General features: G+C 60.3%; 13 protein-coding genes and 1 pseudogene. 6 read left to right on the plus strand and 8 right to left on the minus strand.

Annotated features, from left to right (window positions below; translation table 11 throughout):
• Positions 1-144 precede the first annotated feature (144 nt).
• The 3 genes from ABEI27_RS07255 to ABEI27_RS07265 all read left to right on the plus strand — a co-directional run bounded on the left by ABEI27_RS07255 (position 145) and on the right by ABEI27_RS07265 (position 3,023).
• Complete coding sequence (locus ABEI27_RS07255; RefSeq protein WP_375798742.1) at positions 145-1,326, plus strand: NAD(P)/FAD-dependent oxidoreductase; 1,182 nt, start codon at positions 145-147, stop codon at positions 1,324-1,326.
• A gap of 314 nt (positions 1,327-1,640) precedes the next feature.
• Positions 1,641-2,126 carry a DUF3237 domain-containing protein gene (locus ABEI27_RS07260; RefSeq protein WP_375798743.1) on the plus strand — a complete coding sequence of 162 codons (486 nt, stop codon included), beginning with the start codon at positions 1,641-1,643 and terminating at the stop codon, positions 2,124-2,126.
• A 126-nt stretch (positions 2,127-2,252) separates the two neighbouring features.
• Entirely contained in the window at positions 2,253-3,023 is a 771-nt protein-coding gene (locus ABEI27_RS07265; protein WP_375798744.1) for an IclR family transcriptional regulator, read from the plus strand.
• A gap of 299 nt (positions 3,024-3,322) precedes the next feature.
• On the opposite strand, the gene ABEI27_RS07270 is transcribed toward ABEI27_RS07265, so the two are convergent.
• The 5 genes from ABEI27_RS07270 to ABEI27_RS07290 all read right to left on the minus strand — a co-directional run bounded on the left by ABEI27_RS07270 (position 3,323) and on the right by ABEI27_RS07290 (position 9,680).
• A complete protein-coding gene (locus tag ABEI27_RS07270) occupies positions 3,323-4,270 on the minus strand; it encodes an NAD(P)-dependent oxidoreductase (protein ID WP_375798745.1) in 948 nt (315 codons plus the stop codon).
• Positions 4,271-4,336: 66 nt separating this feature from the next.
• Positions 4,337-5,761, minus strand: coding sequence for a dihydrolipoyl dehydrogenase (lpdA, locus tag ABEI27_RS07275; protein ID WP_375798746.1), 1,425 nt, complete (start codon positions 5,759-5,761; stop codon positions 4,337-4,339).
• An 87-nt stretch (positions 5,762-5,848) separates the two neighbouring features.
• Positions 5,849-7,480: a 2-oxo acid dehydrogenase subunit E2 gene (locus tag ABEI27_RS07280; RefSeq protein ID WP_375798747.1), complete on the minus strand. Its 1,632-nt coding sequence runs from the start codon at positions 7,478-7,480 to the stop codon at positions 5,849-5,851.
• A gap of 71 nt (positions 7,481-7,551) precedes the next feature.
• Positions 7,552-8,517 carry an alpha-ketoacid dehydrogenase subunit beta gene (locus ABEI27_RS07285; protein WP_375798748.1) on the minus strand — a complete coding sequence of 322 codons (966 nt, stop codon included), beginning with the start codon at positions 8,515-8,517 and terminating at the stop codon, positions 7,552-7,554.
• A 2-nt stretch (positions 8,518-8,519) separates the two neighbouring features.
• Positions 8,520-9,680: a thiamine pyrophosphate-dependent enzyme gene (locus tag ABEI27_RS07290; protein ID WP_375798749.1), complete on the minus strand. Its 1,161-nt coding sequence runs from the start codon at positions 9,678-9,680 to the stop codon at positions 8,520-8,522.
• A gap of 194 nt (positions 9,681-9,874) precedes the next feature.
• On the opposite strand from ABEI27_RS07290, the gene ABEI27_RS07295 reads away from it, so the two are divergent.
• Positions 9,875-10,438, plus strand: coding sequence for a helix-turn-helix transcriptional regulator (locus tag ABEI27_RS07295; RefSeq protein ID WP_375798750.1), 564 nt, complete (start codon positions 9,875-9,877; stop codon positions 10,436-10,438).
• A gap of 75 nt (positions 10,439-10,513) precedes the next feature.
• The gene (locus ABEI27_RS07300) at positions 10,514-11,386 is read left to right on the plus strand and encodes a hypothetical protein (RefSeq protein WP_375798751.1); all 873 of its coding nucleotides are present in this window, start codon (positions 10,514-10,516) and stop codon (positions 11,384-11,386) included.
• Positions 11,387-11,856: 470 nt separating this feature from the next.
• Here ABEI27_RS07300 and ABEI27_RS07305 read toward each other — a convergent pair whose 3' ends face one another.
• Complete coding sequence (locus tag ABEI27_RS07305) at positions 11,857-12,234, minus strand: cold shock domain-containing protein (protein WP_375798752.1); 378 nt, start codon at positions 12,232-12,234, stop codon at positions 11,857-11,859.
• 172 nt (positions 12,235-12,406) lie between these two features.
• On the opposite strand from ABEI27_RS07305, the gene ABEI27_RS07310 reads away from it, so the two are divergent.
• On the plus strand, positions 12,407-13,174 hold the full coding sequence (locus ABEI27_RS07310; RefSeq protein ID WP_375798753.1) for a hypothetical protein: 768 nt from the start codon (positions 12,407-12,409) through the stop codon (positions 13,172-13,174).
• A 199-nt stretch (positions 13,175-13,373) separates the two neighbouring features.
• On the opposite strand, the gene ABEI27_RS07315 is transcribed toward ABEI27_RS07310, so the two are convergent.
• Together ABEI27_RS07315 and ABEI27_RS07320 are read right to left on the minus strand one after the other, a co-directional pair.
• Positions 13,374-13,793 carry a hypothetical protein gene (locus ABEI27_RS07315; protein WP_375798754.1) on the minus strand — a complete coding sequence of 140 codons (420 nt, stop codon included), beginning with the start codon at positions 13,791-13,793 and terminating at the stop codon, positions 13,374-13,376.
• A 559-nt stretch (positions 13,794-14,352) separates the two neighbouring features.
• Positions 14,353-14,679, minus strand: a pseudogene (locus tag ABEI27_RS07320) (sulfite exporter TauE/SafE family protein); the annotation flags it as partial.

Below are 14,679 nucleotides of genomic sequence, written 5' to 3' on the forward strand. Positions count from 1 at the left end.
TCTCACCCAGGTCAGTTGTCCACGATCGAAGCTGTCTGGTCACCCGATTCGGAGGTTGTCACACTGGTCTATGCCAGCGCCTTCCGACTCGGACCGCTCACCCTCGGCCGTTCGACATTTGACTGTGCATCCCCTTTATCAAATATGCGCGTTCTCATTCTCGGCGCAGGGTATGCCGGCGTGACGTTGGCCCGACAACTCGAGTCGGCGCTCCCCCCTGAGGTCGAACTGGTCGTCGTCGACGAGTCGGACACGCACCTCGTCAAGCACGAGGTCCATCGCGTTATCCGACGCCCGGGCGTGAGTGAGGCGATCCGTGTGCCGCTCTCGGAGTTATTCGACCGCGCATCCATCCGAACTACCCGCGTGACCGAGATTGATAGAGACGCGCGGGTAGTCCACCTCGGAGACGGACAGACTCTCTCGTACGACTATGCGGCGATCTGTCTCGGCTCCGACACCGCCGACTATAGCATTCCCGGCATCGCAGAGCACGGTCGTCCGCTCACGTCGATCGACGACGCGTTGGCGATCAACGACGCATTCTTCGAGGCCGCAGCGAGAGTCGATGAATCGGACGTCGATGAGTCGGGAGCGGACGGTTCGGATTCGGTCGTCATCGACGCGGTGGTCGGCGGCGCGGGGTTGTCCGGCATCCAGACCGCCGGCGAACTGGCGGCGCTCGCGGATGAGGAGGGCGTCCCTACAAAAGTGACGCTCCTCGAACAAGAACACAACGTCGCCCCGAACTTCCCGGCGAAGTTTCAGACGGCGGTCCGGTCGGCCTTAAAATCGGAGGGTGTGACCGTCAGGACGGGAACCACGGTCGAGCGAGCCACCGCTGATGCTGTCGAAACTGACAGAGGGACCTTTCCGGCAGATGTGTTCGTCTGGGCCGGTGGGATCGCCGGTACCGACGCGATGAGCGGCGACCGGCCGGTCGTCCAGAGCGACCTCCGGGTCGACGAGCGCACGTTCGCCGTCGGCGACGCGGCCCGCGGCGTCGACGCCGATGGCGAACCCATCCCCGCGTCGGCTTCTGCGGCACTTCGGGAGGCCCGCACCGTCGCGGACAACATTGCTCGGCTCGTCGATCACGAGATATCCGGGTCGGCTGGTTTCGCGCCCCGACTGGAGCCCTACCGGTTCAACGTTCCCGGGTGGATCGTCTCAGTCGGTGATCAGACAGTCGCCCAACTCGGACCTGAGGTTGTGACAGGCGCGGCGGCAAAAGCGATGAAAACGGCCGTCGGGGCCGGTCACCTGAGTTCTGTCGGGGCGATCAGAAGCGCGGCCGAACTGGCAGAAGCCGAACTGCGAGCCTGATATTCTTTGTAAGTGACTTGATTACATACTGTTCATAAAACTGAATTGTGCAGAATAGAATTGTTACCCTTAAATTAGAGTTTGATGACTTTTCAAGTATAATAGAGCAAATTACGTAAAATATTATAACTGTTATTCAGACGAGAATATTTAAATAAATTGGCGAAGATACCGAGTCTTTTCAGCATAAAATACTCTGTTACATAGCGAGTTAGATAACAACAGTACATTTGTTATGATTTCGCCGCCTTACCGCGGGACAGCGATGAGGTACTCACAAAACGATTATGTAGATTCGGACGTCTGTGAAGCGTATGCCAAATGACTGGCAGAGCGACGATCCGAACCTCGAACTGGGCCTCGAACGCGTGATGGAACTAGACGTGGAGGTCGAGTCACCGATCGAGATCGGCGACACGGGTGACGGACAGCGTCGGATCATCCCGATTCTCGGCGGCACTGCGACGGGCAAAATCGAGGGAGAGGTCCTCTCGACAGGCGCCGATTACCAGATCTATCGCGATCGACGTCCCAGCGAAATCGTCGCAAAGTACGCCATCGAGACGTCCGACGGCGACCGGATCTACGTGGAGAACCGCGGGATGCGATTCGCCGATCCCGAAGTGAGCGAGCGCATCCGCGAGGGCAAGCCGGTTGATCCTGCGGACGTGTACTTTTGTTCGGTCCCCGAGTTCGAGGTGCCGACCAGCGAACTCGAGTGGCTCGAGAATCATATCTTCGTTGCGACTGGAACACGCCGATCAAAAGGTGTGAGGCTGGCGGTCTATCAGGTGGGATAGGACCGCGTCGTTCGCGGAATCTGTCTATCGGAGTCAGAACCGAGCGTGGAGTAAGCCGGACGATACGAATCGAGGGATTGGATTCCGAACGAAAATTATAATATAATGAAAGATTATTCGTATTGTATGCACACTAATTCTTCGGAACCGAACGCTCCAGTAAAAACTGCACAGACAACCTTCCGGATTGTCGAGGCGCTCAAGTCGCTGGACGGCGCGACGGTGACCGAACTGTCCAGCCACCTCGACATCCCGAAGAGCAGCGCACACAACTACCTCCGCACGCTCGAACATCTGGGATACGTCGTGGAACGTGACCAGGAGTACGGGGTTTCGCTTCGGTTTCTCGACCTGGGCGGGTATGCTCGGTCCCGCGAGCGGTTGTACTCGATCGCACTACCGGAAATGGAGCGACTCGCGGAGGCGACGGGGGAGTACGCGAACCTACTGGTTGAAGAGCACGGTCTCGGGGTATTTCTCGCGCGCGAACGTGGCGAGAACGCCGTCAGCCTGGATTCGTACGCGGGGCAGTCGGTCCGCCTGCACACGACGGCACTCGGCAAGACCATTCTCGCATACCTTCCCGAGGAACGGGTCGAGCAGATCATCGAGCGACACGGGCTTCCGGCGAAAACTGAGCACACCATCACTGACGGTGATGAACTCTTCGAGGCGCTCGGCGACATCCGGGACCGAGAGCACGCGTACGATCGTGAGGAGCGAATCAAGGGGCTACACTGCGTCGCGGTCCCGATTCTCTGCGACGGCGAAATCGCGGCGTCACTGAGCGTCTCTGGGCCGGTCAGTCGGATAGATCAAGACCGGATCGACTCCGAGATCCTCCCCGAACTCCGGAGGGCGGCTAACATCATTGAACTCAATCAGACACATTCGTAACGTCGCTGAGTCTTCCCGGTATTGCCCACAAAGACAACCAGTACAACTCTCACGAACATATTTTCGTATTGCACGAATGACATACGGTTTTATATAGATACACACCCCTTCGTGAACGGTATATTGCGCTTTCCACCAGTTTTGAAGCCATACGAGCCGGCGTTAGTTCACTTCTGCTGTATTACTGTTCGACATAGGCGAAAAATCTGACGCTTCGCAAGTGGAACCGACCTTCGCTGGGCTACAAACAGGACAGAAGAAGAGGCCGACTGTGATATATTTTTGACCCGCAATCCAGCTCAGACGAGTTGATTCCACGGTGTTCCGTCGTTGTTCAGGCGACTCAGATTGGTCTCGACGAGGTCGGCGATTCGGTCGCCGTAGGTCGCCGCTTGCGCGGCCGCGTGAGGGGTCACGATGACTTCGTCCATCTCCCAGAACGGGGCCTCCGGAGGCAACGGTTCGTCGTAGAACACGTCCAGCGCCGCGCCGGCGATGTCATCGTTCTCCAGTGCCTCGACGAGGGCGTCCTGGTCGACAATCGCCCCGCGACTGACGTTAATCAGGTACGCGTCGTCGCGCATCGCGTCGAGAACCTCGCTATCGACAAGTCCACGAGTGGCGTCTGTCAGCGGCGTCGTGAGAACGACGAAACGCGCGTTCTCGACTGCTCGCTCGATCCGCGACGCGTCGTGCACACGGTCGAGGCCGAGTCCCGAGACGGGTCGAATGTCGACCCCGACGACGTCCACCCCGAGGACGCCGAGTCGGGTTGCGACGCTCCCGCCGAGTTCGCCGACGCCGACGACGCACGCCGTCGATCCACTCACCTCGAACGGGCGTCGCCACGGAATGCGTTCCCACTCGCGGGCCGCTTGCTTGTCCCGGTAGCGATGAAGCCCCTTCGCCAACGAGTGGACCAGGCCGACGACGCTCTCGCCGACGAGGTCCCCCGCGACGCCGGTGCTGTTCGTCAGTACGATCGAGTCCTCGTCGTACGCGTCGAGGGGGAAATCCTCGTATCCGGACCGAACGTTGTGGACCCATTGGAGCCCCCTGTCGAGAAATTCGTCGCGATGATACAGAGTGACGACCGCGTCCAGACTGGTCAAGTCGTCGGCCTCGCACACGGTGAACTCGCACTCAGGGACGGTCTCTGCGAGCAGGTCACGGAGGGACACTGGTGGACACGGATGCGTACCCCAGTCGTGAATCCCGACGCGTTCGATCGGTCCATCGTTCGGCATACCCGACGCTCTGCGCGCTGAAGAATAGTTCCTTGGGTCCTGAGAGAATGATGACTGCCGTCTCGGTCAGCGGTTCAGTGTGTGAATCGCCCGTTCCCGGGCGTTCTCTGCGGCCTCCATTACCGCTTCAGCGAGCGTCGGATGGGTGTGAACCGTATCGGCGACGTCTTCGAGCGTGGCGCTCATCTCGATGGCAAGAGCGACCTCCGCGACCAGTTCTGAGGCGTTGGGGCCGACGAGTTGGCCGCCGAGGACGACGCCGCTCGATTCGTCGGCCACGATCCTGACGAAACCCTCCGATTCGCCCATCGTGAGCGCTCGACCGCTGGCCCGCAGCGGCATCTCGCCGACGACTGGGTCGAAACCCTCGGCAGTCGCTTCCTCGCTTGTCATCCCGACCGTTGCAATCTCGGGATCGGTGAACACCGCAGCGGGGATTGCCTGGTGATCGAGTGCTGCTGGTTCCCCTGCCGCAACTTCGGCGGCGACGACCCCCTCGGCGCTGGCTTTGTGCGCCAGCATCGGTTCCCCGGCTGCATCGCCGACCGCGAAGATGTTTTTTGCGTCGGTCCGGGCCCGGTCGTCGGTCTCGATGAACCCGTTCTCGTTCGGTTCGAGTCCGATCGATTCGAGTTCCAGCGTGTCAGTCACGGGCTGCCGTCCGACGGCAACGAGGACGGCGTCACCCTCGTACGCGGAGGTCTCGCCCGCCTCAGTTTCGGTCTCTACCACGACGCCATCGTCGGCGTCTGTCCACCCGGTCGCGCCCTCGCCGAAGTGGAAGTCGACGCCGAGGTCCGCTGCTCGCGACCGAACCATCCGGGAGATATCGTCCTCGTAAGCGGGCAAGACATCATCGAGCATCTCGACTACGGTCACGTCGGTTCCAAGTTTCGCCAGCATCGTGGACAGTTCCATTCCGATATAGCCCGCCCCGACGACGACGAGGCTGTCAGGGGTCGACTCCATCTGGAGGAGATCGGCCGAGGAGAGCACCGGGTCGTCAGCGAAGTCGAAACCGGGAATCGCGAGCGGTCGGGACCCCGTCGCGATGATGGCGTTTTCGAACTCCACAGTCTCCATACCCTGCCCCTCACCGCCGTGGGCGATGCGAGCGGTGTGTTCGTCCTCGAAGGCGGCTGTCCCTTCAATAAGCGAGACGCCGTTGGCCTTACAGAGTTTCTCGACGCCGGAGGTGAGTTGATCCACGACGCCTGCTTTCCACTGCTGCATCTGACTCATATCGACCGCCGGGTCGGCGTGGATGCCTAACTCCTCCGCGTTCCCCGCCTCGTGAGCGACGTCCGCCCCGTGGATGAACGCCTTCGATGGGATGCACCCGCGGTTGAGACAGGCACCGCCGTAGGCGTCTTTTTCTACCAGCGTCGTGTCCACTCCGAGTTGCGCGCCGCGGATCGCCGCGACGTACCCGCCGGGTCCTGCACCGATGACGAGAAGATCCGTCGCCGTTGCGATATCGCCCATTACCATATTCGATTGCTCTCGGGCACGGGGCAAAAAATCATCCGTCTGCGGCCGCCCCGCGCATCGACCCCCGAATCGCTTCGGAGCCAGCGGTCACTCCAAAAGGAGCGGTAACGGGTCCACTAAGAGTTCCTTCACCCGATTCGAGAACTGTGCAGCATCGGCACCGTCGACGAGTCGGTGATCGATGGACATCGAAAACCGCATTGTGGTCCGGGCGACCACCTCGTCGTCGACGACCCAGGGGCGCTTCTGTATCGGGCCCATCGCGAAGATGGCGGCCTCGGGGTGATTGATGATCGGAGAAGAGAACTCGCCGCCGATGACCCCGACGTTCGTGATGGTGAACGTGCCACCCTGCATCTCTTCGGGCGCGATCGTTCGGTTTCGTGCCCGCGTGGCCAGGTCCTCGATTTCGGTGGCCAGTTGCTTGAGGCCCTTCGTATCGGCATCGGCGACGACCGGGACCATCAGGCCGGCGTCCGTCGCGACAGCGATGCCGATGTTGTACTCGTCGTAGAGGACGATCTCGCCGGCCTCCTCGTCGAGACTGGCGTTGAGATACGGGTGTTCTTTCAGTGCGCTCGTGATCGCTTTCACGACGAACGGGAGATACGTCAGTTTCACGTCCTCGCCGGCGGCCGCGTCGAGTTCGTCCCGCAACTCGACGAGGTCGGTCGCATCGAACTCGTCGTGGTGAGAGACGTGCGGCGCCGTGAACTTCGACTCGGCCATCTGTTCGCCGATCGTTCGCCGGACGCCACGGTACGGAACGCGGTCTCCGGGACGGTCTGAGAGGTCGGTTTCGGTTGCATTGTCGGCCTCCGCCGCTTCGGAGGTCCCGCGCACGGCTCCTGCCGTCGAGGCTGTCCGCTCGGCGTCGGCCGTGGTTTGTGGTGCGGGCGTCGCACGACCGGCCGTTTCGACCTCGCGACCACGCTCCGCAAAGCCACGGACGTCCTCGGGCGTCACGAACGGTTCGCCCTCCCGCTCCTCGCTTGCGGGGACGATGTCCAGATCCACCCCGAGTTCGTCGGCTAGTTTTCGCGTCGCTGGCATAGCGAGCGTCCGCTCGCGGCTCGCGGGCTCCTCGACGACGGCGACTGATCCGTTTTCACGCCCGGCGGGTGCCTCCCTGACGCCGTCGCTCGCTCGGGCCGTGGTCGATTCACCAGCGCTCTGGGCGTGCGCTTGCACGTCTGCCGTAGTGACGCGGCCGCCCGGACCAGATCCGTCGATCCGTCCGATGTCGATGCCGAGTTTTCGTGCCATCGTGCGCTTGCTCGGGGACGCGAAGACCCGCTCGTCCGGAACCGGCGTCTCTCCGGCGGTCGGTTCCGTCCCGTTCGATCTGGCTGTGCCCTCCGTTCCGGACGCGCCAGTACCCTCGGTCTCCGCTCCTGATGCTGGCTTCCCTGTACTCGCTCCCGCCTCGTTGGCATCTCCAGCGCCAACCTCAGCGACCGCTGCGGCGTCGCCCGCATCGTCGACCTCGAAGGTCACGAACGTCGCGTCGACGGGGACGGTTTCGCCTTCCTCGTAGTGGCGTTCTTTGACGACTCCGTCGTACCGACTCGGAATCTCGACGAGGGCCTTGTCGGTCTCGACTTCGGCAATAACTTGATCCTCCTCGACGGTGTCGCCGTCGTCGACGAGCCAGGAGACGAGTTCGCCCTCGACGATTCCCTCACCGAGGTCCGGCAACTCGAAGCTTCGTGCGACCATACCGAGCGGTCGATGCACAACCTTTTGAGTATTTCCCTGGTTCAGCAAGTAAGTCCAGAGAACCCGGCGACTCACGCCGTCAGCGCGCGCTCGATCCCGTCGAGGATTCGCGGCGGATGCGGGAGGTAGAAATCCTCCATCGAGAGCAACGGCACCTGGGTGTCGAACCCGGTCACCCGTTCGATCGGCGCCTCCAGATACATCAGTGCCTCGTCGTTGATCCGGGCGACGAGTTCGCTCCCGACGCCGAGCGTCCGCGGCCCCTCGTGGACGACGACGCACCGGCCGGTCTTCTTGACCGATTCGACGACGGTGTCCGTGTCCATCGGCGAAATCGTGCGGAGATCGATCACCTCGGCGTCGATATCGCTGCCCTCGACCGCCTCGAGCGTCGAGGGCATCATCGATCCCCAGGCGACGACGGTGACCGCTTCCCCCTCACGACGGACTACGGCTTCATCCAGCGGGACCTCGTGTTCGCCGTCCGGAATCTCCTCTCGAATCGAGCGGTAGATCCGCTTTGGCTCCATAAAGAGAACCGGATCCGGATCGCGAATGGCCGCGGTGAGTAGTCCCTTGGTGTCTGCAGGCGTGCTGGGCACGACGACTTTGAGACCCGGAATGTGCGCGTAGGCCCCTTCCAGCGACTCGGAGTGGTGTTCGAGCGCACGGACGCCCGCCCCGTACGGCATCCTGACCACCATCGGTGCCGTGAGTTCCCCGCGCGTTCGCCAGCGAATCCGACTGGTGTTGGTGACGAGTTGATCGAATGCCGGGGGGAGGAACCCCGAGAACTGGATCTCGGCGACAGGGCGGTAGCCGTACATCGCCATCCCGGTCGCGCCGCCGACGATTGCAATCTCGGAGAGCGGCGTGTCGACGACGCGGTCGCTCCCGAACGTCTCCAGCAGGTCGTCCGTCGCGCGGAAGACGCCGCCGCTCTCTGCAACGTCTTCGCCGAAGACGATTACCCGGTCGTCGCGGTCCATCTCTCCGTGTAACGCCTCGTTGACCGCCTGAACGATTGTTGCCTGCATAGTCACCCCTTCGGTCGCTGGTCGATGTAGTCGGCCATCTCCGGTCGATTTTCGAGCAGTTTCTCGAACGCTTCCATCTGTCGGGCGAGTTCCGGCGGGGCCTCGTCGTAGACGTGGGCGAACATCTCTGCGGCGCGCCGCTCCTCGAACTCGTTGGCGGCCGCAAGAGCCTCGTCGAACTCGGCTTCGATGTCTTCGACGACCGCGTCGTGGTCGATTCGGGACCACAGGCCCTCGGATTCCAGGAACGAGCGGTACCGTTCGATTGGGTCTTTGGCCTCCCATGCCCGGACTTCGTCGTCGTCGCGATACCGGGTCGGATCGTCGCTCGTGGTGTGTGCATCGAGCCGGTAGGTGACCGATTCGACGAAGACCGGATCGCCGTCTTTCACCCGTTCGCGGGCCGTTTCGACGGCGTCGTACACAGCGAGGACGTCCTGGCCGTCGACGCGAATCGCGTCGATGCCGTGCGCCAGCGCCTTTTGCGCCAGCGTCTCTGCCCCGGTCTGATCCTCGACGTTCATCGAGATCGCGTACTGGTTGTTCTGACAGAAGAACAGGGCCGGCAGCGAGAGCGCGCCCGCGAGGTTGATCCCCTCGTGGACCGCGTCGGTACTGGTCGCGCCGTCACCGATGTAGGCGGTGGCAACGGCGTCGGCGTCGTCCAGTTGCATTCCCCACGCGAGTCCGGCGACGAGTGGGACGTGCGAGCCGATCGAGATCGCAATCTGGGAGTTCTGTTTCGCAAATGCCTCTTGGGCCGCTTCGATGCCGCGCCAGAAGTTGATCATATCCGTCATCGACCCGCCGCGCATAAACATCGGCGTCCAGGCGCGACCGACGTACAGCCAGTCCTCCGGTTCGAGCGTGAATGCGCTCCCGACGATGCTCGCCTCCTGCCCGCGCGTCGAGCCGAACGTCCCCAGCTCGCCACGGCGCTGGATCTTCACCATCCGCCTGGAGAACACCCTGTCGGTCACCATCCACCGATAGAGGTCACAGCGGTCTTCTTCCGAAAGGTCCGGGACCGCATCCGGGTCGTACGAGCCGTCCGGGTCGACGATCTGGTGGGTCGGAACGGTCAGATCCGACTGGGACAGGACCCCGACGCCGTCGTCGCCGACAGCCGACGGGACTCGCCTGTCTGACTCTCTGTCGCTCATTCTACGACGCACATCTTTCGCGGGGCCGGTAATAAAATCGCGGGTGGGAAGACCGAATTCGGGATCCGTGTTCGGGCGCGAAGAATCGGCACCACGATTTATGTGCGACCGCTGGGAGTGTCGGAATATGACGGTACTAACAGCAGTTGACGGCGAAACGATACCACGGATAGTTTCAACGTGGAGGTGCCACGATGAGCGACTACCCAGCTCCGGACATCCTCGATGTCGTCGAAGCCCCAAGCGGTACGTGTGAGGTGTGGTGTTCGATTACGGGTGGGATGACCATCTGTGGGGCACCCGCCGATGTCCTGTATGTCTACGACCACTACGACGACGCCCGCCCGGGAAACGCCCTGGCGTGTGCTGAGCACGGCCCCGACCTGCCTGACGGCCACGAGGGGCTCCGCACTGACGGCGGGCAACTCGAACCCTCAACCCGACCAGTCCACACGTGGAGCGACCTGCACGCCTTCCAGCGAGATTGCCTCGTGGCAATCGCCGCCCTCGCCGAGCGGGTCGACCCCGAACCGCACGGGCGCGCCATCCAAGACCGACTCCGCGAGGCCTACGACGAGCCCATCTATCACAGCCGCCTTTATCAGAATCTCGACGCGCTCGTCGACCCTGGCCTCGTGGCAAAAACAAAGCTGAACGGCCGGACGAACGGCTATCTACTAACTGAGACGGGGCGGGCTACCTTGCAAGCGGGGGCCGATCGGATCACCGAGGCGCTGTCGCCGGAAGGAGAGCAATGAGCATTACCGACCACACAGTCGTCTGTGGTCTAAGCTACGACTTCTGTGCCGAACCGGAGGAAAGTCCCCCAACCGATGCCCGACCTGAGTGACAAGATGAGCACACCCGACACCACCGTGACCGCCGGGACCACCGATGACAACCCTACTCACGACGACGCACTCCAAGATGATCTCGCCGACCTCAAGGCTCGCTTCGACGACCGCCTTGCCGAACTCGAGGCTGAAAACAAGCGGCTCCGCGATCGGATCACTGATCTTGAGGCCGAGAACCAACGGCTCCGCGACGATCTCGATGACGTCTCCTCGGAAATCGAGCGGAACAGCAACGACCTCCGAGAGGCCTTCCAAACGCTCACACCCCTCCGAAAACTGGTGATCGGCGAGGGGCATAGCGAGCCCCCGGTCGTGGTGATGAAGCAACTCCGCGACCAGCAAGGCCCGCTCAACCAGCAACTCGCCGCCCTCAACCAGAAGCTCCCCCAACTGAGGGACGATTTCAACGACGATGTCGATCGCAAGGTCGGAATCCTCAGGTCTCAGCAGAACGCGATGATCCGCCATCTCGCCGACGAGACTGGCGTCGATCTCGAGCTGTCGGCGGGCGACAAAGTCACGCGGGCCCGCGAGGATGGGGTCGATGCCGTTCTTGCCTCGGTACGGAAGCGTGATCGCCGCGCCGAGCTTGTCCTGCAACGGATCGAAGAGTGGGGTACCAAAGAGCGGTTGCGTGCCGGCGAAGCGTATCGACTCCCCCGGCCCAGAGTGAAACGCCTGCTCAACGGCACCGACGACGTCGCCGTGACGATGACCAGCAAGACGGTCGGTGACATCTTCGATGCGATCGAGGAACTCGCCGCCGGCTCGACACGTCTCCTCAAGCGGCGGAAGGTCGACGGCGTTGATAATCTCTACGTGGGGTTTCCGGAGACCGAGACCGAGGAGTGACGATGCTCACGAGACATATTACAGTTGTCGTAAGATCGCTCCAGGGGTGTGGCTGTAAGATCGGCACGAAAACCGGCGTGGGAGTCACGCCAGTCCGGTCGAAACCGCCACCAAACACAAATTCGGTCGAAACCGGCGAGAAGTAACGTGTATACGCTTGTACCGTTAGTTGTACTGCCGTCTCTCCCGTTTTTCTCCCGTCAGGAAGAGTGACAAAGACGTGGTGAACCATCTTACGGCATCTGTAAGATCAGTCGGAGGTAGGGTCGAAGTTACAGCAGGCCATAGCGGAAGCATCCCGGTGGAGGCGATCAACTCGCACTGCGCGAGAAAGCCGGACGAACCGAGAAAGACTACGGCGAACTCGGCTTTCGGATTCTACAGATTCTCGAACACCTTCGATAGAAGTTCACCCCAGCGTGATGACCTGACCGGACATTGTTCAGAAAAGAGTTCGTCTGAACTCGGAGTCACGTGTCTTTCGACCACTGCGGACGGGTGCTCGCAAATGTGTCATCCCGGTCATCCTGCTGTTGCCGCTGCCGTTTCGAGATCTCGACTGCGTTGAAGCCTTTCTCAGTCTTGATCACTTTGAACGCCAGGAGTTCACCTTCGGTAGCGTCGTGCCCGGGATACTCACTGATATGGAAAAACACGTCCTCGGAGACGTCTGCGTCCGGGTGATCAACACCGGCGAGATCGGTCGTCGAAATGAATCCGTACCCGTCGCTTGAATAGTGCGAGACAGTCCCGATCGCGTCACGAACAAGGACATCGGACTCAGTCTTTGATTCTGATTGCGAGTCTGTGTTCGGTGGTGTACAGTAGAACTCGTGGGAATCACTCACACAGCAATTCGATGTTCGGGAGGCCGTAGCCCGTCAAGCACTCGAGGTCTCTGATGGCGATCTCTTTCTCGCAACGAGCGTCGTTGAGGCTGCCGACACGTTTGGCTATCTCCACCGGTTTGCGGAATTTACCGCTGACATCGAACAACTGGTAAACGCTGGTGACGTCTCGGTGGAGACAGCTCTCGAACGTCTCTACGAATACAATGGCTCCGTGGGGTCTGTGAAGGCGGCACTTGACGCACACGATGAAGACACAGACGCGGCAGTCAAACGCTTTCGCGACGACGTGAGGGGGATCCGCGAGCAGCGATCAATTGGGGGCACAGCACCCGCGGACACAGAGACAGATTCAAGCGACGATGAGATCGCTGACGGTACGCATTCACGTGGCACATTCGTCGTCCCACAGAACAAACACTACCTCCAGAAACTCGAGGCCCGCGCTCGAGATGGACAGGCTAGTCTCGTCGAGACCGTCTACGTGCTCACCGGCCAAACGTACACCCACCCGACAGACCTCATTCCATTAGACGAAGACAAATTCTACCTGATGTCTACGCGCAAGATGACCAGCTACGACACGCAGGCGATGGTGGACGCAGTCGTGCGGGCGTATTCGGGTAGTACAGTGCCGAAAGTCATCGCGAAGTTCCACAACCATCCGAGCGGCGTCCCCTCACCGAGCGATGCAGACCGGAGTGGCGCTCGCAGAATTTATCAAAAATTTGCCTCGGCGTTCGACACGGACGACTTCGAGTTCTTCCACGGCATTCACGGCCTCACGAGACACGGTCACTCTGTGCCCCTGAGCCAACGACATCACCCGCGGATTACCAAGGACCAACTCGTGTGGGACGACGCCACGTTTCGACACCGGATTGCAGTCTATGGGCCCGATTTTCGAACGCTAAAACCGATTCGTCTTGCTGAGGAGTAACTCGTCGTTGGGAGGGCAGCAACGCTCACATCGGTGAGTCACAACGCGCTTTTGTTCCCCTTCTCAGGGCACTCCCGACAGTAATCCTGAGCGTGGTATACAGAAGCACGACCCAGCAACAGGAAGTACCAGCAAGACCGGACAATCGACGGCGACCCCACTCGCACTGTTTCGACCTGTGGTGGGTGGGGGCTAGAATCTATTGGGGGAACTGGTCCACAAGCTCCTCGATGCGCTCTTCGTCGTCGATGACAGCGCACAGTGGGAGATATTGATATAGATGAGTCATCGACTTTCGTTCGACTATCTCTCCCGCCTCGTTCCATTCTCGGTAATCGTCCCAGATTTCGACGGCATATTTGACTTCTTCGAGATAATCAATAATCCACTCGATATTGTGTACTACGTCCAGGTATCGGATATGGGGCGATTCTCCCCCGTGTGCGATTTCGTCTTGGAGTGTTTCTAACTCGTTGATGAACGCCTCTAACTCTGGGACTATCTCCTCTTCGGGGAGCGTGTGAGTGTCTGCTGACGTTGTGGCTGGTTCGTCTGAATCTTGTGGAGCGCCATCATCTGTGCTACTATCCGTTCGATGACTGTGTTCTTTGTTTGTCATCACCTGAATATCAGGACAAATGTAACTTATATTCTTCGCCGTTTTTGCGGGTTATTTTGAAATTTTTTCGTGATACGCTTGTTGATTAGAGTTCATCTATCAATTCCTCGCCGTTCATATCTCAGGGGATACACCAACTATAGGCTCGCTTAATGTGTAATTCATATTACTACTCACAAAGCTGTTGACTGTTTGTTCTACTGAAAACAGCGCCCCCGTTTCGTTTCGGTATCCCTGCGTGACAGTTAGGACCGGATACCTCTTTCTCGTCTCTAATGAGTAGACTTCAGTGGCTATCCAACTACGCTTGAGACTGATGTGAACTGTGTTGTGGGGAAGTTCCTATGTTATGCAGCTTCTGTCCTCTCGTGTTTTCCTAAAACTATCTCTCAATTACTGTTGGTCTCTCTCCCCTCAGTGATGGGCCAAGTGTGACAGGGAATAGTACTTCACCTCTGATGTTTGATTCTCACTCGTGGATTTCGGAATTCGCTCTACTGTCTAACTAGCGGATCTATTCACTAGAATCAAGCGCCGGTCAACATCTCAGCACCGACGCTTAAATCAGTCCCAGTCCCCCGCCGACCAGACGAAATCCAACGACGGTGAGGAGACCGAAGACGACAAGTCTGCGAGACCGCTCGCTGGCAGCCACTCGGAGGCGTTTCCCGACAGCGACCCCGATTGCGGCCGGGATGGCAGCGACGACGGACGCGAACAGGACGGTCTGGCTGGGATACAGCCCGAATAGACCTGCTACACCAACGCGGATCCCGTTGAGCCCCAGGAATACGAGGGCGACGACGCCGACGAATAATCCGTGTGAGAGGTCCCGGGGCCGGCGATGGAGAAACAGGCCGCTGGACGCCCGGTGAGTTTCCCGTAT

Source organism: Halobellus sp. (genome assembly GCF_042218505.1).
Taxonomy (GTDB): domain Archaea; phylum Halobacteriota; class Halobacteria; order Halobacteriales; family Haloferacaceae; genus Haloquadratum.